Annotated in this window: 20 protein-coding genes, 1 tRNA gene and 1 pseudogene; 7 read left to right on the forward strand and 15 right to left on the reverse strand. The window is 67.1% G+C overall.

The features are described from left to right. The first annotated feature begins 89 nt into the window (after nt 1–89). A complete protein-coding gene (locus AB0B45_RS41545) occupies nt 90–2,924 on the forward strand; it encodes an AAA family ATPase (protein WP_358142866.1) in 2,835 nt (944 codons plus the stop codon). Here the strand turns inward: AB0B45_RS41545 and AB0B45_RS41550 are convergent, their stop codons facing one another. Continuing rightward, on the reverse strand, nt 2,925–3,872 hold the full coding sequence (locus tag AB0B45_RS41550; protein WP_358142868.1) for an SDR family oxidoreductase: 948 nt from the start codon (nt 3,870–3,872) through the stop codon (nt 2,925–2,927). It abuts the gene before it with no gap. Between AB0B45_RS41550 and AB0B45_RS41555 the strand changes: the two genes are divergently transcribed. Further along, complete coding sequence (locus AB0B45_RS41555) at nt 3,861–4,328, forward strand: cupin domain-containing protein (protein WP_358142870.1); 468 nt, start codon at nt 3,861–3,863, stop codon at nt 4,326–4,328. The genes AB0B45_RS41550 and AB0B45_RS41555 overlap by 12 nt on opposite strands. A gap of 157 nt (nt 4,329–4,485) precedes the next feature. On the opposite strand, the gene AB0B45_RS41560 is transcribed toward AB0B45_RS41555, so the two are convergent. Continuing rightward, nucleotides 4,486–5,052: a TMEM165/GDT1 family protein gene (locus AB0B45_RS41560; protein ID WP_358142872.1), complete on the reverse strand. Its 567-nt coding sequence runs from the start codon at nt 5,050–5,052 to the stop codon at nt 4,486–4,488. A gap of 186 nt (nt 5,053–5,238) precedes the next feature. Here AB0B45_RS41560 and AB0B45_RS41565 point away from each other — a divergent pair, with 186 nt between their 5' ends. Further along, entirely contained in the window at nt 5,239–5,610 is a 372-nt protein-coding gene (locus AB0B45_RS41565; RefSeq protein ID WP_358142874.1) for an ester cyclase, read from the forward strand. Here the strand turns inward: AB0B45_RS41565 and AB0B45_RS41570 are convergent. The 3 genes from AB0B45_RS41570 to AB0B45_RS41580 form a co-directional block, all read right to left on the reverse strand. Further along, the gene (locus AB0B45_RS41570; RefSeq protein WP_358142876.1) at nt 5,607–6,626 is read right to left on the reverse strand and encodes a UDP-N-acetylmuramate dehydrogenase; all 1,020 of its coding nucleotides are present in this window, start codon (nt 6,624–6,626) and stop codon (nt 5,607–5,609) included. The genes AB0B45_RS41565 and AB0B45_RS41570 overlap by 4 nt on opposite strands. Before the next feature lie 11 nt (nt 6,627–6,637). Then, nucleotides 6,638–7,837, reverse strand: coding sequence for a hypothetical protein (locus AB0B45_RS41575; protein WP_358142878.1), 1,200 nt, complete (start codon nt 7,835–7,837; stop codon nt 6,638–6,640). A 389-nt stretch (nt 7,838–8,226) separates the two neighbouring features. Beyond that, the gene (locus AB0B45_RS41580; protein ID WP_358142880.1) at nt 8,227–8,718 is read right to left on the reverse strand and encodes a YajQ family cyclic di-GMP-binding protein; all 492 of its coding nucleotides are present in this window, start codon (nt 8,716–8,718) and stop codon (nt 8,227–8,229) included. A 142-nt stretch (nt 8,719–8,860) separates the two neighbouring features. Between AB0B45_RS41580 and AB0B45_RS41585 the strand changes: the two genes are divergently transcribed. Then, nucleotides 8,861–8,942, forward strand: a tRNA-Tyr gene (locus AB0B45_RS41585). Nucleotides 8,943–9,064: 122 nt separating this feature from the next. Here AB0B45_RS41585 and AB0B45_RS41590 read toward each other — a convergent pair. The 3 genes and pseudogenes from AB0B45_RS41590 to AB0B45_RS41600 all read right to left on the reverse strand — a co-directional run. Next, complete coding sequence (locus tag AB0B45_RS41590; RefSeq protein WP_358142882.1) at nt 9,065–10,444, reverse strand: site-specific integrase; 1,380 nt, start codon at nt 10,442–10,444, stop codon at nt 9,065–9,067. Continuing rightward, nucleotides 10,444–10,632, reverse strand: coding sequence for a helix-turn-helix domain-containing protein (locus AB0B45_RS41595; protein ID WP_358142884.1), 189 nt, complete (start codon nt 10,630–10,632; stop codon nt 10,444–10,446). The genes AB0B45_RS41590 and AB0B45_RS41595 overlap by 1 nt, the downstream gene beginning before the upstream one ends. After that, nucleotides 10,632–11,720, reverse strand: a pseudogene (locus AB0B45_RS41600) (YfjI family protein); the annotation flags it as partial. The pseudogene AB0B45_RS41600 and the gene AB0B45_RS41595, both read right to left, overlap by 1 nt. A 36-nt stretch (nt 11,721–11,756) precedes the next feature. On the opposite strand from AB0B45_RS41600, the gene AB0B45_RS41605 reads away from it, so the two are divergent. Beyond that, complete coding sequence (locus AB0B45_RS41605) at nt 11,757–12,053, forward strand: tyrosine-type recombinase/integrase (RefSeq protein ID WP_358142910.1); 297 nt, start codon at nt 11,757–11,759, stop codon at nt 12,051–12,053. Nucleotides 12,054–13,401: 1,348 nt separating this feature from the next. Here AB0B45_RS41605 and AB0B45_RS41610 read toward each other — a convergent pair. The 7 genes from AB0B45_RS41610 to AB0B45_RS41640 all read right to left on the reverse strand — a co-directional run bounded on the left by AB0B45_RS41610 (nt 13,402) and on the right by AB0B45_RS41640 (nt 18,229). After that, entirely contained in the window at nt 13,402–13,632 is a 231-nt protein-coding gene (locus AB0B45_RS41610; RefSeq protein WP_358142886.1) for a hypothetical protein, read from the reverse strand. Between the two features lie 403 nt (nt 13,633–14,035). Further along, a complete protein-coding gene (locus tag AB0B45_RS41615; RefSeq protein ID WP_358142888.1) occupies nt 14,036–14,599 on the reverse strand; it encodes an LLM class flavin-dependent oxidoreductase in 564 nt (187 codons plus the stop codon). Beyond that, the gene (locus AB0B45_RS41620; RefSeq protein ID WP_358142890.1) at nt 14,533–15,039 is read right to left on the reverse strand and encodes a hypothetical protein; all 507 of its coding nucleotides are present in this window, start codon (nt 15,037–15,039) and stop codon (nt 14,533–14,535) included. Before AB0B45_RS41620 ends, AB0B45_RS41615 begins: the two co-directional genes overlap by 67 nt. A gap of 556 nt (nt 15,040–15,595) precedes the next feature. Next, the gene (locus AB0B45_RS41625; protein WP_358142892.1) at nt 15,596–16,372 is read right to left on the reverse strand and encodes an alpha/beta hydrolase; all 777 of its coding nucleotides are present in this window, start codon (nt 16,370–16,372) and stop codon (nt 15,596–15,598) included. An 83-nt stretch (nt 16,373–16,455) separates the two neighbouring features. Then, nucleotides 16,456–16,827 (reverse strand): DUF1801 domain-containing protein, encoded by a 372-nt coding sequence (locus AB0B45_RS41630; RefSeq protein ID WP_358142894.1) that lies wholly within the window; start codon nt 16,825–16,827, stop codon nt 16,456–16,458. Nucleotides 16,828–16,908: 81 nt separating this feature from the next. Further along, entirely contained in the window at nt 16,909–17,574 is a 666-nt protein-coding gene (locus AB0B45_RS41635; RefSeq protein WP_358142896.1) for a DUF998 domain-containing protein, read from the reverse strand. Between the two features lie 109 nt (nt 17,575–17,683). Then, nucleotides 17,684–18,229 (reverse strand): dihydrofolate reductase family protein, encoded by a 546-nt coding sequence (locus AB0B45_RS41640; RefSeq protein WP_358142898.1) that lies wholly within the window; start codon nt 18,227–18,229, stop codon nt 17,684–17,686. A 397-nt stretch (nt 18,230–18,626) separates the two neighbouring features. On the opposite strand from AB0B45_RS41640, the gene AB0B45_RS41645 reads away from it, so the two are divergent. Continuing rightward, nucleotides 18,627–19,004, forward strand: a complete 378-nt coding sequence (locus AB0B45_RS41645) for a VOC family protein (RefSeq protein WP_358142900.1) — start codon at nt 18,627–18,629, stop codon at nt 19,002–19,004. Nucleotides 19,005–19,089: 85 nt separating this feature from the next. After that, on the forward strand, nt 19,090–19,287 hold the full coding sequence (locus AB0B45_RS41650) for a hypothetical protein (RefSeq protein ID WP_358142902.1): 198 nt from the start codon (nt 19,090–19,092) through the stop codon (nt 19,285–19,287). Nucleotides 19,288–19,521: the final 234 nt, after the last annotated feature.

Raw genomic sequence — 19,521 nt, forward strand, 5'->3', positions numbered from 1 at the left:
CGCGGCCGGGCCTCTCAACCCCCCTAAACCACCAAGGGTCATATGACATGCTTGAGGACGTGTTGGGGCGTTCCGTAAGTCCCGTCTTCGTGGGACGGGACGCAGAGCTGTCGGTCCTGACCGAGTCCTTCGACGAGGCCCGCAAGGGTGCGGCGACCGCCGTGCTCCTGGGCGGAGAAGCAGGAGTCGGCAAGACCAGACTGGTGCAGAGTTTCGCCGAGCGCGCCGCGAACGACGGCGCGCAGGTGCTGGTCGGTGGCTGCGTCGAGCTGTCCACCGACGGTTTGGCGTACGCACCTTTCACCGCCGCGCTGCGCCAGCTCGTCAGGGAGATGGGCACGGCCAGGATCGGCGCGCTGCTGCCTGACGGCGCGGAGCGCGACCTGGCCAGGCTGCTGCCCGAATTCGGCGAGCCGAGCGCCGACGGAGAGACCGACACCGGCAGGGCCAGGCTCTTCGAGCAGTTCCTCACCCTGCTCGAACGGCTCTCCGAGTCGCGTCCCGTCGTCCTGGTCATCGAGGACGTCCACTGGGCCGACAGGTCCAGCCGCGACCTGATCGCCTTCCTCAGCCGCAACCTGCGCGAGGCGCAGTTGCTCATGGTCCTGACCTATCGCTCGGACGACCTGCACCGCCAGCATCCCCTCAGGCCCGTCCTGGCCGAGCTCGGCAGGGTGGCGGGCGTGCTACGGCTCGACCTGCCGCGCCTCTCACGCGACGAGGTCGCCGAGCAGATGGCCGGCATACTCGGCGCCACTCCTCAGTACTCCCGCATCGAGACCGTCTACCAGCGTAGCCAGGGCATCCCGCTGTTCGTCGAAGCCCTGATGGAGTGCGACAACGGCGCGGGCGAGGTGCCCGACTCCCTCACCGACCTGATCCTCGGCTCGGTCGAACGCCTCCCCGAGGACACCCAGCGCGTCCTGCGCATCGCCGCCGCGGGCGGCATCCGCGTCGGCCACGCCCTCCTTTCGGCGGTCAGCGGGCTGTCGGACATCGAACTGGAGACCGCGCTGCGCCCCGCCATCGCGGGCAACGTGCTGCAGATCGCCGACAACAGGGCCTACGTCTTCAGGCACGCGCTGATCCGCGAAGCCGTACACGACGAACTGCTGCCCGGCGAGCACCAACGCCTGCACGCGCGCTACGCCGAGGAGATCTCCCGCGACCGCGCCCTGGTGCCGCCTGGCAGGGCGGCCGTCGAGATCGCCCACCACTGGTACGGCGCGCGCGACGACCAGTGGGCGCTCATCTCGGCGTGGGAGGCGGCGCAGAAGTCGTTCGGGGCGTTCGCCTACACCGAGGCCATCCCCCTGCTCGAACGCGTCCTCATGCTGTGGGACAAGGTGCCGGGAGCCTGCGGCGACATCGGCGTGGACCACACCACCGTCCTCGAACGCGCCTCCGAGGCCAGCCACGCCTGCGCCGACATCGACAGGGGCGTGAAGTTCGTCAAGGCCGCGCTCGACCAGCTCGACGAGCACGCCGAACCTGAGCGGGTGGCCGCCCTGCTGGTCCGCTGGGGCAACTTCCAACTGGCCAAGGCCAAGCCGGGGGCGCTGGAGAAGTTCCGTCAGGCCCTCAGCCTGGTCCCCGAGCCCGGCCCCGCCCGCGCCGACGTGCTGGTGAAGCTCAGCGGCCACCTCATGCTCACCGGCGAGGTCGCCGAGGGCACCGCGCTCGCCGAGGAGGGCCTGGCGCTGGCCAGGGCACTCGGGCTCCAGGTCAACGAGGGCGACCTGATCATGAACCTGGCCCTCGGCTACTCCCTCGACGGCGAGATCGAGCGCACCTTCGAGGCGAACCTGCGCGCCATGCGCATCGGCGAGCAGGTCGGCTCCGGCCGGCTCGTCCTGCGCGCGATGGCCAACAACATCGACGCGCTGAACGACCTCGGCCGCACCGCCGAAGCCATCAAACTGGCCCGCAAGGGCGAGCTGCTGGCCAAGAAGTACGGCAGGGTCAGGGCCTCGGGCACGTTCATCCTCAACAACCTCGCCGAATGCCTGGAATCGCTGGGCAGGTGGGACGAGGCCGTCCAGGTCCTCGAGCACGCGCTCAGCCTCGGCCCCACCATCAGCACCCGCTACCACCTCATGCGAGGCCGCGCCGACATCGCGCTGGCCAGAGGCGAAGTGGACCTGCTGGAGGGCATCCTGTCCGAGCTCGGCGTGCTCAGCGAGCGCCCCGAGACCTTCATGCAGGACATCACCAACAGCACCCGCCTGCACATCGGCTGGCACCTGCTCAAGGGCGAACCCCACAGCGCGCTCGCCGTCGCCGAACGCATGCTCAGCAGGCCCACCCAGGCGAGCAAGGCGGGCCTGGCCTGGCGGCTGCTTTCCCTCATCCGCACCGTGTGCGACGCCGCCGCCCCCGCGGTTCCCGAAAGGGCGGCCGTCGTCCACTCCCTGGCCACCGAGGTCGCGTCCACACTCGCGGTCATCGGCCCGGTCTCCGAGGCGTACCGGCTCACCTTCGTCGGCGACTTCGACGCGGCCTCCGCCGCGTGGGAGCGGCTCGGCAGGCCCCACTCCCACGCCAAGTCACTGCTGCGGGCCGCCTCCGCGCACGCCCACTCCGGCGACAAGGAAGGCGCCGCCGTACGGCTGCGCGCCGCCTACCCCCTGGCCACCGCGCTGCCCGCCGCGCCGCTGATCGCCGAGATCGAGGGCCTGTCCCGCCGCCTCGGCATCGCCCTCGTGGAGGAGAGCGCCCCTTCTCCCGAGCTGCTCACCCCGCGCGAGCTGGAGGTGCTCCGGCTGGTCGCCCTCGGCAGGACCAACAGGGACATCGCCGGCGAGCTGTTCATCTCGGCCAAGACGGTGAGCGTGCACGTGTCCAACATCCTGGGCAAGCTCCGCGTCTCGACCAGAGGCGAGGCCACCGCGGCCGCCCACCGCCTGGCACTGCTCTCGGTCTGACTACTTCACCCAGCGCCGGAATCCGCCCTCAGAGTTGATCACTTGGCCGGAGATCCAGGCGCCTTCATCCGAAACCAGCCAGCGAACCAGGCGGGCGGCCTCCTCCGGTCTGCCCCATCGGCCCGCCGGCAGAGCATGCGCGACCTGCCGGGCGAGTTCAGGGCTCGCCCAACCGGTGTCGACCGGCCCGGGATTGACGCAGTTGACCGTGATGCCGCGATCGGCGAGCGCGTCGGCGAGGCTGAGCGTCATCTGGTGGATCGCGCCCTTGCTGATCGCATACGGCAGTTCCGCGGGCATCGGGCCCAGGTGCTGACCGGAGGTGAACAGGATCACCCGGCCACCGGGACGCTGATCGTCGTGCTGAGCGGCGAACGCCTGGGTCAGCAGCACGCTGGCTCGAGCGTTGACCGCCCACGCCAGGTCGAGCTCCGACGCGCTCACTTCGGTCAACGACTGCTCGGAACTGCGGGCGTGGTTGGCAACCAGCACATCGACATGTCCGAACCGGGTGACCGCCTGCTCGATCACCCACGCCGGCGCCGCCGGATCGGCGAAGTCCGCCTCCACGTGGTGCAGATCGTTCCCCACACCGCCCAGCGCCTCCAGCACGCCTCCCATACCCACGGGATCGCTACCCCACGGCTGGTCGGCGTCATGCCGGGCCCACGATTGCACCACCACCATCGCCCCGGAGGCGAGCAACTCGCGCGCTACGGCGAAGCCGATCCCCGCCCGGCGGCTCACGCCTGTCACCACCGCGACCCGGTTCGCCAGCGGTCCCTGTCTTCCACTGCGGTTCGTCTCGACCACCATCCGGAAATCATGGTGGATCGGCAGTTCTGCGCGCAGCTCGATATCGATCGTCCGGGCCGTCGTGGCCGAGTACCGGGGCCACGACGGGTTGGGATCCGGCCGTTCTGCCAGAATGCGGCCATGATCGAACAAGAGGTTCCTGCTCCGCGTCCGCTGTTGCGTCGGCCTGAGGACGGTGAGCTGATCGATGTCGCCGGGGTGGCGCACTTCTTCCGGCTGACCGGCGAACACACGGGTGGGCGCTTCGCCTTCGAGGAGTTCACCCTGGGGGCGGGGATCGTCGGGGCGCGTCCGCACGTACACGCTGGGCATGACGAGTACTTCTACGTCTTGGACGGCGAGTTGACCCTGCACAACGGAGACGGGGAGGTCACGGTAGGGCCGGGGAACCTGCTGTCCGCGGTGCGCGGGACGCCGCACGGCTTTCGCAACGCGGGCACGGGGACGGTACGGGCCCTGTGTCTCTACACTCCCGCCGGATACGAGGGGTACTTTCGCGAGGTGCACGCCGCCGTGGCCGCGGGCGCCGAGGTGACGGACGAACTGCTCGCGGAGTTCCGCGCCCGCTACCGCACCACCTCGCACTGAGGGGAAGCCGCGGCGAACGCGCCCTGCCCCGCGCCGCTTCAGGCCCCTGCCTCGATGCGCATCGGTCGGGGCCTGCAAGCGCGGTTGACGGGGTGGGAGCCTCCGGGGGCGGTCCCGAGCCCGGAGGCGGGCGACCATGCTGCCAGGCGGGAATCCCCTATAGGAGGGGCTGCACCAGGAGCAGGACGCCGAACACGGCGAACGCGGCGGCCGCGCCGTACCGGATGGCCTTCTCCGGCAGGTGCCGGCCGAGCAGCCGCCCGACCACGATGGCCAGAGCGTCGGCGGCGACCATGCCCACGGTCGACCCGATCCACGTGCCGAGCCAGCCGTGCTGCGTGGCCAGCGTGATCGTGGCCAGCATCGTCTTGTCGCCCAGTTCGCTCAGGAAGAATGCCACCGTCACCGCGATCAGCGCGTTGCGGGTGGTCCGCTTGGCCTTCTGCGACTCTTCCTCGGTCAGTTCGTCGCCGCGCAGCGTCCACAGCGCGAATCCGAGGAACGCGATGCCCGCGATGATCGAGATGGCGGTGGTCGGCAGCGCGTCGCCGATCAGGCCGCCGACGGCGACGCTCACCAGGTGGACCGCGGTGGTCGCGATCGTGATGCCGGCCAGCACCGGCCATGGCTTGAAACGGGTGGCGAACGTCATCGCCATCAACTGGCTCTTGTCGCCCAGCTCGGCGACGAAGATCACGCCAAGGCTGATCCAGAACGCTTCCAACGGTCCTCTTCCTTAAGGCCGGACCTGAAGCGACTCAAAAAGGGCAGCACGACTTCGGCCCGGCAAGATTGCCAGGCCGAAGGTCTCGTCCGCCTGTTACAGGCCCGCGTGACCGGGCAGAAGCCAGCATGTCGACCACGCGAATTGAGGACTACTCCCCTTCGGTATTTGGAGTGAGTTTATCCCATGGACGAGCTGTACCGTCGCTGGCTGCTGGAGATGTGGAACGGCGACTTCGACCTGGCCGACGAACTGGTCTCCCCTGATTTCGTCGGGCACTGGCCGGGCATGGACGTGCACGGGCCCGAGGGGCTGAAAGGCGCGCTGGCGCAGGGCTTCGAGCCGTTCGCGAACGTGAAGGTCACGCTGGATGTGGGCCCGATCGTCGACGGCGACACGGTGGCGGCCCGCTGGACGTTCTCGGGCGACCACACGGGCGTCATCCCCGGCGTGGGAGTGACCGGAATCACCTTCAGCGGGCACGACATCCTGCGCGCCGAGGACGGCAGGTTCGTGGAGTACTGGGTGATCTCCGACACCCGCTGGATGCGCGGCTAGAGCGCGCAGCCGATCATCGTGGGCTCGTTGACGAGCGTGACGCCGAACTTCTCCCGCACCCCTTCGCGCACCTCACGGGCCAGCGCGAGCAGGTCGGCCGTGGTGCCCCCGCCGTTGGGGTTGGTCAGGGCGAGCGTGTGCTTGGTGGAGATCCGCACGGGGCCGCGCGCGTAGCCCTTCGGGAACCCGGCCTGCTCGATCAGCCAGGCCGCGGACACCTTGACCGTTCCGTCGGGCATGTCCCACCGCGGCGTGCCCTCTCCGAGCGCGGCGGCCTCCTTCGCGGACACGATCGGGTTGGTGAAGAACGAGCCGGCGCTACGCGTGTCGGGGTCGGCGGGGTCGAGCACCATGCCCTTGCCCCTGCGCAGCTGGAGTACGGCTTCGCGCACCTCGGACAGCGGCGCCCGCTCGCCGATCTTGTTGACCAGCTCCTTGTAGGTGAGCACACCCGACATTTCCGAGGTATCCAGCAGGAAGGTCACGCCGAGCACCACATACCTGCCGAGGTCCTGCTTGAAGGCGCTCGTCCGGTAGGCGAAGCCGCACCGCCGCGCCTCGACGTCGCGCACCTCGCGCGTGCGCCGGTCGTAGATCCGCACGCAGCGCACCGTCTGCGACACTTCCTGCCCGTACGCCCCGACGTTCTGGATAGGCGTCGATCCGGTCTGCCCGGGGATGCCCGACATGCACTCCATACCGGCCCAGCCCTCGGCCACCGCGCGCGCCACCAGCGAATCCCAGTCCTCGCCCGCCGCGACCTCGACCACCACCTGGTCACCGTCGCGCGAGACCGTCACGCCGCGCGTGGAGACCTTGACGACCAACCCGTCGAAGCCGTCGTCGGACACCACCAGGTTGCTGCCGCCGCCCAGAACCAGCGTCGGCAGCTCACGGCGGTCCGCGTCGGCCACCAGGGACACCAGTTCCTCCGCTGTCGTCGCCTCCTCGTAGGCGCGCGCGGGCCCGCCCAGGCCAAGCGTGGTGTACGGAGCAAGCAGCCTCTGAACTCCCATAAGCCCCAAGCCTACGAGGAACGCAGCATGCGCAGGACCCGGTCGTAGGTTCTGCGCGACTCCTTGTCCCTGTAGTCGGCGGGAACGTCGTGGTAGCCGTGGTGGCGCTCCTGCCGTACCGGAAGCCGCTTCTCGGGGACGACCAGCGGGCCCTCCAGCGCGAGCGACAGCTCCAGGTCGGCGTTGCGGTAGTAGCGCGCCTTCTCGGGGAACGCGCCGAGCGCGGCGCTCCGCCGTACCGCCATCAAATACCCCAGCAACGCCCGAACCTGGCCAGGACCCGCTTCATGCCACTCCATCCCGCCCGCTGCCGGTTCGACGCCCTTCCACCCCGCCGCCACCGCACCGTCCTTGATCAACGCGACCAGCGGCGTCAGCGCGTCACCCTCCAGGACTGTGGAGGTCTCCATCAGCACGTGCACGTCCGAGGCGTCCAGCCGCAGCAATGTCGTACGGCAAGCGCCCCACTCCGCCGTACCCCCTCGCCAGTGCGGCGCCTCCGCCACGTGCCACACCGTGAGCCTCTCGTGATGGTCCTCCGCGAGCTCGTGCAGCACCAGGCCCGCGTCCTCCTGGTTGCCCAGGTCGAGAGCGAGGATCTTGGCACTGGTGTGCTCGAGCAGCGCGGTCACGCACCGCCGCACGTCCTCACCCCACCCGTCGACCACCAGGCCCACCCCGACCCTCACGTCGGCGGTCTCGACCCGCTGCCGCTCCAGATCGATGCCCGCCTCGTCGAGCCGGTTGACGGCCAGCGAGGCGTCCCAGATCTGCTGGGCGTGCACCATGTCCTCGGCCACCTCATGCGGATGCCACGTGTGCGGCGGCTCAGGATGCGGCGACTCCGGATGTGACTCCCCGCCTTCGACGAACCCGCCGCTCTCCGCCGGCCCGCCGCTCTTCCCCGGATCCCCTCGCTGCGCCGGATCCCCCGAGAACCCCAGCTCGGCCGCGGGATTGATAGGCGACAGCTTCCCGCCGGACTGCCCACGATCGTCCGTCACCGCGCTGATCGGGATCGACCGCACCAACGGCCACACCTCGAACAGCGGCTTCACCGTCAGCTCGAACCCCTGCCCCGAGTCACGAACCAGCCAACCAGCGTGCTCGATCTCGCGCCTGAGCGCGTCGGCGGTCGCGTAGTCCCGCTCCGCCCTGGACTTGGCCCGCCGTTCGGCGAGCTCGACGACGTGTCTCGGCGCATCACTCATGCCTTCACGCCTACCCACTCGCCTTACCGAAAGTCGAGCTTCTGACTTCTTCTTGAACCGCGGCATCACCACCTGGCCTCGCCCAGCGGACGGGCATCGTGCGACGTGGTCGCACGTCTGACCACCAACAGCCCGACAGCACGCATCCCGCCGCGTATCGGCCCGCACCGCGAACCGCCGATCCACAAGGTCGCCTCGGCAGCCCACCCTCGGCCACCCGACCTCGATGATCCCGCGTCGGGGACGGCATCCACGTCAGGGGGTGGCCCGAGGCACACGAGAAGACGCGTGCCCTCGTGGACGGCGCTCTCGGCCGTGTGCCCCGGACGTGCCCTCCTGGCTCTTCCCAGCGGTATCCGCCCACGTCAGAGCCATGATCATCCCGCGATTCAGCGGTAGTTCGTGAACTGCAGGGCGATGTCGAGATCCTTGCCCTTGAGCAGCGAGATGACGTCCTGCAGCTCGTCCTTCTTCTTGGAACTGACCCTGAGCTCCTCGCCCTGGATCTGGGCCTTGATCCCCTTGGGACCCTCGTCCCTGATGATCTTCGAGATCTTCTTGGCGTGCTCCTGGTCGATGCCCTCCTTGAGGGCGACCAGCATCCGGTACTCCTTGCCGGACAGCTTCGGCTCGTCGGCGTCGAGGATCTTCAGGGAGAGGCCACGCTTGACCACCTTCTCCTTGAAGACGTCGAGCGCGGCGTTGACCCGCTCCTCGCTATTGGCCTTGAGCTCGATGTTGTTCTGCCCGGACCAGCTGATCGCTGCTCCAGTGCCCTTGAAGTCGAAGCGGTGTCCGATCTCCTTGACCGTCTGGTTCAGCGCGTTGTCGACCTCCTGGCGGTCGATCTTGCTGACGATGTCAAAGCTGCTGTCGGCCATCGGTGTGGGTGTCCTCTCTTCGTCCCCTCCGACCTTAGCGACCACGAGGGGCTGAGGTGGGGATCGGGCATGGGACAAACCGATGTCACGCACACCTCGAAAGTCCGCTATTCTTCTGTCTGTCGCCGCGAGCGGATGACACGGCAGGTTGCCCGAGTGGCCAATGGGAGCGGACTGTAAATCCGTCGGCTTAGCCTACCCAGGTTCGAACCCTGGACCTGCCACACCAGCGAGAGAGGCTCGCCATCAGCGGAAACGCGGTGGCGAGCCTCTCTTGTTTACTCCGATTGGTTACGGCTTCCTACGGCCATTCACGGTTGATCGTTCCCACTCCGTTCCCACGGGATTAGTCCCGAGTGGCGTCCCAGATGCGCTTCATAGCCGCGTCCTGCTGCCCGTGAATGCACTTCGCGTAGACGCGCAGAAGAACGTCCACGCTGTGCCCCGCCCATTGGGCCACCTGTGGTGCCGGCACCCCGGCGTTGAGCCACGTGGAAACGGCAGCGTGGCGGAGGTCGTAGGGAACCGCCATGAGCGGCGACTTCGCCTCCGCCTCGGTGAACGCCTTCTCTCGCGCCTCATGGAACACCTTGAGGTAGGCGCGATCTGTCATGAGCCCGCCGCGCGGGCCGATGAAGATCCGACCGCCTGGGCCGGTCCCGAACTCGTCGATGTGGGCTCTGAGCAGCGCCCCCAGCTCAGGATGGATCGGGACAGAGCGAGTGTCGCCCTCGGCCCGATGCTTGAGGCCGCGCCGCTCTCGAACTCTGCCGCTGTCGGTCCAGCGACTTCCCGCGCGAGGTTCAGCGTTGGTGAGCTGCATCCATGCGCCCACGGGAAGGCTGGCCAAGTGCTCCTCGCGCAGATCGACCACCTCTTCGGGGCGTAGTGCTGCGAAGTACATACAGCCAAAGAACGCCTTCATCCGCTTGCCACGCTCCGCGCGTTGCTCCACGGCGCCGAGGAAGTGTCGGGCCTGCCCGATGTTGATGACCACACGCGGGTCGACGCTGGCGAGCAACCGCGGCCGAGTCCACTTCACGGCCTTGAGAGGGTTGCTGGGCAGCGCGCCGATCTCGATGGCGTATTCCATGGCGTTGTTCACGGTCGCGCGCTTACGGGTTGTCGTCGCGGCGGCAGCGATCTTGCCTCTTTTCGTGCTGCTGATCCTGTCCAGCACACTGCGGGCGAGGACCGACCCCTTGCCGGACGCTTCCTCAAAGGCCGTCATGAGGATGGTGTTGGACTCCAGCCATCGATACGCCGTTGCCAGGCTCGCAGGTGGCTCTACCAGACCATCGCGAATGCGGTTGCTGTACGCCCAGCGGAGAGCCGCACGACGACTCTCCCTGTCAGGCCCCTTCTCCTCTTCGAGCAGGAGCGCCTCTGTGGCGTCCGTCAACGCTTCCGCAATCCCACGGCGGTGGTTCGGGGAAGCGTGCTTCCACTTGGCCTCCGCGTAGGCCAGCGTGAACGCAAACCACGTCAGAGCGGACTCCTCCCGCTTCCAGGAGACCGGCCGTCCGGTCGCGACGTCGAACGCCTCCCCCTTACGGGCGGCAGCCATCAGCTCGGAGCGGAAGGTGTCGGCCAGGGCGAACGTACTGAAGCGCTCCTTCCACGGAACGCCGTTCACCTTCCAGGAGACACGGCAGGACGTGATCTGACCCGCGCTGTTCCGCCGCTTCTCGATGTTGTGAATACGCACGTCGTAGCTGATGTTCATCAGGCGGCGTCCTCTCGCTCGTTGAGCCAGCGGTCCAGTTCGGAACGACGTACGCGTAGCTGCCGATTGGCCAAGGTGATGCAGCGTGGACCACGCCTCTTCGCGCGCCACTCGTAGAAGGTGGACTGTGCGATCTTGAGTTCCTCGCACACCTCGGGGACGGTGAGCTTCTCGTCAGTGGCGGCCATCAGGCGGCTTCCCTTCCAGCTAGGTCGGGGTGAACTCGGTAGGCCGGTGAAGGGCGGCGGCCTGGCCCGCTGCGGGGCGGTTCGGGCTCGCGCCTGATCCACCCGAGCTGTTCGAGCAGTTCCAGCGGCGCCTCCAGCTCGGCCACCTTGCGGAAGCGGCTACGGGAGAGCGCGGTGAAGGCTTCGCGGACGGTGAAGCGGGCGGTACGGGTGCGCTCCAGCCAGGCCTGGACGATGCGGGCGCCGTCCACGTCGGAGTCGGCGCCCATGGCGTCGAAAGTGGCCAGCGCGTGAGCGGTGAAGTACTCCCCGAGGGCGATGGCGGCGTTGACGGTGTCAGCGTTGATTGGGCGTCGCCAGCCATCGTCAACGTGGGCGGCCAGGTGGATCAGGCCGGCCAGGCGCATGACCGCGCCGTCGAACTTGCCTGCCCAGTCGGGGATGTGGCCGAGGTCGCCCGAGTCCGGCCGTAGGCGCGTCTCGGTCCGTCGGCGGTGCTCGGTGAAGACCTCGTCCGCCTCGGCGGACAGGACCAGACGGGCGGGGTCGTCCCAGTCGTGCATGCCGATGGTGAGCCGCTGAAGGTTGACGTCGTAGCGAGCGGCGACGGGTTCGGGCACGGGCGGCGGGTCGATGCGCCGGTATCCGACGTTGCTCTTGGGCAGGCTGTAGAGGATGCGGCCGAGCAGGCCCTTGCCCCGAAACCCTGGCATGCTGGCGATGTCGGCGATGATCTCGGGTTGCACGGCCAGGCCCATGGTCAGGGCGGCGCTGTCCACCCGTTCCGTGCGGCCTCGCCGATCGACGATCAGCGCGTCTCCGGCGTGCCCCTTGAGGAACAGGTCCAGGTTCGGTGTGCCCGAGTAGCGGCCGGCGAGCGTGGCGAAGATCCCGCCCTCGGCGGACAGTACGGCCAGCCGCCCGCCCTGCTCGGTGAGCAGGCTCGCGGCCGTCTCCGGGGTGATGTCGTCGGCCACGAGCCGAGGCAGGACAGGCACCTTGATGCCTTCCACAGACAAGGCGGCGCTCTGCGCCTCGGCGATGGCCTCGGGTGCGGCCTCCCCTCGCGCGCTGCTTGCCGTACGGGCGGCCTTCTCCGCGACGTCGACGGCACCGGCCTCGTCATCGGCGCTACCAAGACCCCCAGCTCCGAACGCCGCATCGCCCTACCCCGTGAGGCCATCGCCTCCCTGACCCGCCACCGAGCCCATCAGGACGCCGACCGCGACGTGGCAGGCCCCGCCTGGACTGATACCGGCCTGGTCTTCACCACCAAGACCGGCGCACCACTCCACCCGAGCAACGTCAACCGCGACTTCCACCAACTCCTCCGGGGAGCCCGACTACGCAAGATCCGCTTCCACGACATCAGACACTCCTGCGCCTCGCTCCTACTCGACCAGGCGTGGACCTCATCGTGATCAGGAACTCCTCGGCCATGCCCACATCACCATCACCGCCGACGTCTACGCCCACGTCCGACTCCGCCTCCAACGCGACGCCATCGCACGCATGTCCGGTGCACTCGGCGACCACCCCGAACCGTAGCCGTCAGAAAACGATCACGACCACCATAGCCGTCAATGCAGCCGTCAAACCACTCTTCAATCTCAGCGTGGCCCTTGTTCCTCGCAGAGAGCATGAGCACAATGCAAATTGTGCGATCGATACCCTAATCGAAAACCGGGCGTAGCCAAACCGAGCTAAGCAGCCCTCGACGTTCGCCCAACAGAATACCATCGGCAATCTCGACTAGGCGATCACCAATCGCATTATCAGGGGACACGCAAATCCAACCATTCTCTGGACTGTATTCCGTGTGCCACGCATCTCCGCCTGGGACTGCGATTGAAATGCCAGCCTCCAACTCGCATCCGACTACTACTGCAACCCCTGGGATGCTCTCAGGGGTTGGCAGGCTCGATATCTGCCACGATAGCTTTGGACGATAGCCCCAGACGTATAGAGCGTTCCCCTGATCCACTCCGACCTCGATCTGAAGTGTGTCAATGACGATACTGGTTACTCCGCCCTCTGAACGGCCTGCAAGTTCTTCTGGCTCCAAGGGGTCGAAAGTGAAACTGTATTCGTCACTCACATATCGGAGAGTTCCAGAAAGAGGAACGCCGTGCCGATACTTTATCTCTACCACTATTTGCGTCCCACGAAGTTGAAATGAAGAATTGTATTGGTGCGCGCATCAATGACAAGCTCCCAGGTGCCACTCCTCCCCCTAAACTTGCCAGCCACGTCCCACCTTAGTGCAGTGGATACCCCTCTGGGGTCGATTACAGGCTTTCCTCCTTTCATGATTTCTTCGATAAGAAGTCGAGATTTCATGAAGGGGCGAGCCGAGTCACCGGCCTTGGTGAGGTCGTCCAGATGTTTCGCAACAGTTCCCGTCATGGGAACTATGGAGCATGAACGCGTTCCCGTCGGCGGCGTCCAGCACTATTCAGGCGGTGAATGTGGCTCGCCATCAGGCCATCCATCCCGACCGCTCCCAATGCGTTCCCATCTTGGCTGTGGATTCGGGAACCAGCTGGTCAAAACGCATTCGCCACAGGACTGTAAATCCGTCGGCTTAGCCTACCCAGGTTCGAACCCTGGACCTGCCACACCAGCAAGGAAAGGTCCCTCATCAGCGGAAACGCGGTGAGGGACCTTTCTTGTTCGGTCCGGCTGTCTACGGCTTCCTACGGCGATCTCCGGCCAGTCACGGCAAATACGCGGCCACGTTTTCTCATCGCTTGGTCGCCCCACTTCACCTCATGACCTCGCCCAGATGCTCGGCCGGTATCCGCGGTCTCGCAGAGCGGCGGTGACCGCCGGAACATCGTGCTCTTGCACGACGATGTCCAGATCGGCATGTGGCCGCGTTTGGGAACCGAGACACGTGTCCACCGCCCAGCCGGCGTCCAGCCATACGCGGATTCCCAAGCTGTCGATCAGGGACAGAAGCTCCTGGGCATCGTCTGCGGTCATCTCCGGTTCGGTCACGCTGACAAGTGTGTCGCCCCGGCGCTTGCCCCTGGCCTGATTTCGGAGCACACGGCCTTCATGAAGCGCTGGCCTTCAAGAGCCGGTGCCTGGCAGCACATACCCTGGAAAATAGATCAGATGGGATGGGACTCCGACGCTGAAGACCACGCTCCAGCAGAGTCATGGGCCGACGTCGTGGTACCGGCACCCCGCCGGACCCACGTCAGAGATCGAGCTGATCGGTCGTACCGCGGACCGCGACCGCGATGCCGTCCAGAAGCATCTTTAGCCCGAACTCGAATTCCTCATCGCTTCCCACCCCGGCGATGTCGGTGGCGACCGAGGTCTCGTCGCCCAGCCAGAGAAGGACGTCAGGCCACGCCAGCGTCAGCGGCGCTTCGCCCGGTTCTGGCAGGGTCGATCAACGCCTTGACCGGACGGTTCTCCCCGTATGGCAGCGAGTAGTACTCGCCGTCGTGGGTGACGCGCTCGTCGCAGCGGATCGCTCCTTGCGCAGGATCTCGACGTACTCGCGCGTACGCCCCAGCGGTTTCCTGTACGGCACGCCGTGCCAGCCCTCGACGATCCACGGCACCGAGACGCCGAGCCCGAGCAGGAGCCTGCTTTCAGACAGGATGTCCATGGTGAGCGCGGTCATGGCGGTGTTGGCAGGAATACGGCCGGCCAGCGGATCTGAGGTCTGTACACGGGGTCTCGTACGCGGGGGTCCCGTAGGCCGCGGGTGCCGTACGCCATGTGATCCTGTGCGCTTGGGTCCCGTCGGGCTGGGTCCCGTTGGGCGGGGTAGGGCCGCGCGGGTTGAGGGTTGGGTGGGCTTGATGGTGCGACGGGGATGATGGGCTCGACTGCGTCGTGATTCGGCGGACGATCTCAGTCCGGCCGTGGACGTCAGCGGATTTACAGTTGGGGTAGTTGCTCCGCATCTGGTGTGGCTTGGGCGTCTTCTTCCTCCACCCGCACCCAACCCGCGCCATGAACGGCCACACCCAAGCTCGCGCCAACCAGGATCGCGATCCCGGCGATCGTCATGATGTGCCAGAAGCCGGCGACCACCCCGACGAACCCGAGCCCGAGCGCGGCCTGCCGCGCCACCAGCACGAGAACGGAACTCGTCATGCGCCGACGATAGGTTTCCTGCCGGTTCAACACGATAAGAGCTGACAAGAGCGGGATGGCCAAGGAGAAGGCGATCACGCAGATCTTGGCGGACAGATCAAGGGAAGCGGCTCCCGAGGTCAGGAACGGCTGCACCAAGACGGCTCCGATACCGATCAAGCCGCCGTACATGAGGTTGTTCTGCCGGAGGGACTCCTCCTGCTGTGCTGCCGCCCGTTTCTTCCACCATTCTCCTTGTGCGGCGGCTTGCCGCCTCCACCACGCTTCGTTCTTGATGTTCTCGTCCATGGCGACCATTGTGCAGATGGCGCGAGCCTGCCTCCACCGGCAATTGCCCCAGCTTGGTGACGAACGAGCCGGGTTGCGGGTGCGACAGCGGCCGGGCGCAACCGTCTGACTTGTACGGCGAGCGGCCACCCAGGGTGGTGTGCGGCGCAAAGGTGTGAGGTGCAACCGCAGCCTGGTGGTCGGATTGATCAACTCCGGCATCCGACCAGCTTGCCCGCACGGCTCACGGCAGGGAGATTCGCGGCGAACTCATGACCCGTCCGGGCGCTCTGACAGAGTCCGGCGATCATTACGGAGCCCACATGCACGATGAGCATGACGATCCTCGACCTCAGCAGGAGACGCGACGCCGGCCACTGCCGTACGGCATGTCATCGACAAGCTTCGGCCGACCAGCTGGACCAGCGCGTCCACGCCGAAGCCCGCCGCCCACAACAGCCCGCTGACCGGCACACCTGCTCCTTGCTCTGCCACCCCCGGGGCGTGGCAACAGACAGCGCCCCCGTCCCGGAGGGGACGAAGGCGCTGAACGGCCCTGGACAGGGACGTGGCCGGATCAGGAGAAGAACTCGGCCAGCACCGGAGCGATGGCCGCTGGTTGGACGTCGTGGGTCTGTCCAGGCAGAACCGTGTGGCGGGCTTGGGGAAGTGCCTGGGTGAGCGCCTTGGCGGCTTGGGTCATCCACGGGGTCGTGCCACCCTCGAGGACGAGTGTCGGCACGGTGAGCTCGGGCAGTCCCGCAGGCATGGAAAAGTCGCCGGTGATGATCGAGTCATAGACCAGGGTGTGCGCGATGCGTTCCATGCCGGGCCACATGGGCAGGTCGTGCATGGGAGTGACGAACTCGGCGGGCATGCCGACGGCGTCGATCATGAAGGAGTCGAGCATCTCGCCGCGACGGCCCTCGGCCAGGAGCTTCTCCAGGTTCTGCCGGTAGTCGGCGCGGACCGGCGGCCGGCTGCCCTCGAGGATGAACGGTGCTTCCCATACGGCGAGACGGCCGATGTCGGCGCCCCACACGGCGGCCTGAAGGGCGAGGATCCCGCCGCCGGACGAGCCGTAGACCCCGGCGTTCCCGCCCGCCGCCGTGATGAGCGCCTGCAGGTCCTCGTACTCGCGCTCAGCTGCGTAGGGCGCGGTGTCGCCGCTGTCGCCGCGGCCGCGCCGGTCGTAGTTGAAGACGGTGAAGTCCCTGGCGAGGAGTTCGGCGATCCCCGCCAGGGCCCAGCGGTCGGTCGGCCCTGCGGCCATCATGATGATCGCGGGGCCGCTGCCGGAGCGGTCGTAGGCGATCTCGGTGCCGTCCTTGGAGACGACGGTCTGCAGGCTCATGTTCGATTTCCTTAGGTTTGAGTGAAGTGGATTACTCGGCACAGTCGTACGTCAGAGCACGCCTGTGGCGCTGGCGTCCTGGGTCAGCTTCCGGTGGTCGCTTCCATGGCTCGTGCCTGGTGCAGCCAGTCGGTGAACAGGTCGGCGTCGATGTCGGCGAGCGAGCGGAGCTTGATACCGGCCATCCCCCGGGTGCCGGCATCAAGTCGGCCGGACGGGTCGGTCAGCATCTGGCCCTTCCAGAAGCCGAAGGTCACGTAGGAGGAGTAGGCCTTGACGTAGCAGACCGGGGACTTGCCGGGCTTTTCTCCCGCGCTCCACACCGGGTGTCCCTGGTACAGGGCACCGGTTCCTGGGAGGGCCGCCTCGATGATCGGCAGGAGTTCGTCGGTGATCTGCTGTTGGGGTTCGGGCAGGGCGTTGAGGTAGTCCTGCACGGAGTCAAATTTGGCCATAGGTATCAATCCATTCCTTGAGAGGTCGTGCGTCTCAGGGTCCATGAGGGACACACCGTCATAGGGGCCCGCCTGGGGCGGCTACTGTTCCGCTGGTGGCTCAGTGATCAGCTGGATGGTCGTCACGCTGAGCCACACCAGACCCAGGGCGGCGCCCGCGGTGAAGGCCATGACGGTGGCGGAGGAGCCGGCGAACCCGGCAAGGACGCCTACGGGCACGACGCGGGAGAGTACGGCCCAGCCGCGTTGCCCCTGGGCGGCGAAGTGGCGGGCCAGGACGACGAAGGCAGCGCACAGGGCCAGGAAGCCGATCGCGGCGCTGAGCAGGTGGATAGCGCCGGTCGTGCTGAGTGCGGTGGCCGGGCCTGCGGGGGCGCCGGTGGGGAATCCCGCGCCGGGATCGGCACTGAACATCGCGTTGGCCAGGAACGAGATGCCGAACACGGCGACCAGACGCGGGGCCCAGGTGCCGCCCGGCCGGCCGGAAAGGGTGCGCCGGATGCCGATGGCGCCGACGATGGCCAGCGCCCCGGTGAGCAGGAAACTGGTCATCTGGATCCAGCCCAGGTCACCGAGGCTGAGCTGGCTGATGGCATTGCGGGTGAAGTCGAAGCCGTCGCGGGTCAGCCCCTGGATCAGCCCCGCGCCAAGGAACAGCGGCCCTGCCGCGATGCCGCCGACCAGCAGGAGCCGAGCAGTTGGACGCGTCGCGGGTGGGGGGCGAGTGCCGGTGATCGTGTGGGTCATGGGAGCGCCTTCCTCGTTCAGGCCTGTCGGTCCTGCGAACAAGCCTGCTGCGCCAATCGCCGTAAACCATGCGATAGGTGCTTCATGGATATGTCATGGCATAAAGCCGTCAGGCGGGCTGGTAGGTCAGGTCCAGCACGCCGGTGGTGAAGGTGGCGGCGCGGGCGAGCTTGAGGGGCACCTGGCCGACGCCTTCGGCGAAGAGCCGTTGCCCGGTGCCCAGCACGATCGGATGCACCAGCAGCCGTAGTTCGTCGATGAGCCCGGCTTGCAGCAGGCCGCGAGTCAGGCTGATGCTGCCGGAGAGAGCGATGTTTCTGCCCGGCCGCTGCTTGAGTTGTCTGAGCGCGGCGGCGATGTCACCGTCGATGACGGTCGAGTTCTGCCAGTCGGCCTTGTCCAGGGTGGTGGAGACGACCAGCTTGCTCATGCTGTTGAGCTGGTCGGCCAGCTCGCCGCTCTGGTGCGGCCAGACCGCGGCGAAGGACTCGTAGGTCGCCCGCCCCAATAGCAGGGTGTCCGCCTCGGCGTGCGTCTCTCCGATCGCTGCGGTCAGCTCCTCGTTCAGGTACGGGAAGTGCCACGTCTCTGGCGCCTCCACGACACCGTCCAGCGACATGAACAGTCCTGCCACGATCTTGCGGGTAACGGTCATGAGAGCACTCCTATCGGAATCCCCGTCCCAGGTTCTCGCTGGTCACCGGGGAGATGCCTCCACGATCCTGCTCCGAGGCGGGGTGGATCAACGCACGATCGCACTACGATCGTTTAGTTGCGCTCAATGAGGGAGGGCGGTGCTGGAGCAGCTTCACTTCGTACGTACGGCGAAGCAGGTGTGGATCATCACCGGGCAACTGCCGTTGAAGGCAGTCAGCACCCGCTGCTCAATTCCTCGATACGCCATCAGTCCGTCAGGCGGCGCCGGTTCAGCGTGCGTACCGTCTTGAGATCCATGAACCGCTGGGTTAATGATCCGTTGCGTGATCTCCCGTTATTCCCTCCGTGACAAGGCTGAATGCTTGTCCCTGTCGCCAAAGGAACGGGATAACGCTATGAACATCGTCGCCACGACTGTGGCACTGAATGTGGGCGACGTGGCCGCGTCCAGCATGTTCTTCACCACCCACCTGGGCTTTCGCGAAGCGCTCAGCCGTGAGGACTTCGTGGCGCTGAGCCGCGACGACGGTGCGGCCGACATCCTGTTGCAGCAGCGCTCGCCCGAGGAACCGCCCAGCCCCGGGCTCGCGGATGTCATCGTGTCGTTCGCGGTCACCGACATCGCCGCCGAGTATGAGCGGCTACGCGAGGAGGGCGCGAACATCACCGCCCCGCTGCAGCACGAGCCGTGGGGCGAGTGGGTGCTGCGACTCACCGACCCCAACGGCGTCGTGGTCCAGCTTGTGGAGTGGATCCCGCCCTCCAGGGGCTGACCCAGAGAATCACACCGAGATTTACGTACGCCGCGCCCTCTGCGCACGGCGTACGCATCCGAGAACAGTATTCGCAGGAGCTTTCATGAACCAACATCCCCGTCGGTGGCTGATCCTGGCCGCCGTGACCGACCTGTCCCTGGCCGCGGCCGCCCGCCAGGCCTACGACGCGGCCATGTCCACCGCCTTTCTCGGCGCCGCCGTACTGGCCCTGCTCCTGCCGCGCGGCCGCAAGATCGGCGCACACGCCGCCGGCGAGCCACAGACCCTCGTCACCGCCTAGGCGCCGTGTCAGCGGCCGCGTCAGCCCGGCAACGACCCCGTATCAGGGCGGTTGGCAATGCTCTGAGCACAAGCAAGAGCGACTCCCCGACACAGACTCCCGAAGGAGCACACCACCATGTCCCTCACCCTGACCGACTAGGACAAGGCCACCCTGCGCACCGCCGCCTACGGCGCCGTCTCGCTGCTGGCCGCCGCCGATGTCGCCGGCTCGCCCCACAAGACCGCCACTCAG

Origin of the sequence: Nonomuraea sp. NPDC049152, from assembly GCF_040648355.1 — a bacterium.
Taxonomy (GTDB): domain Bacteria; phylum Actinomycetota; class Actinomycetes; order Streptosporangiales; family Streptosporangiaceae; genus Nonomuraea.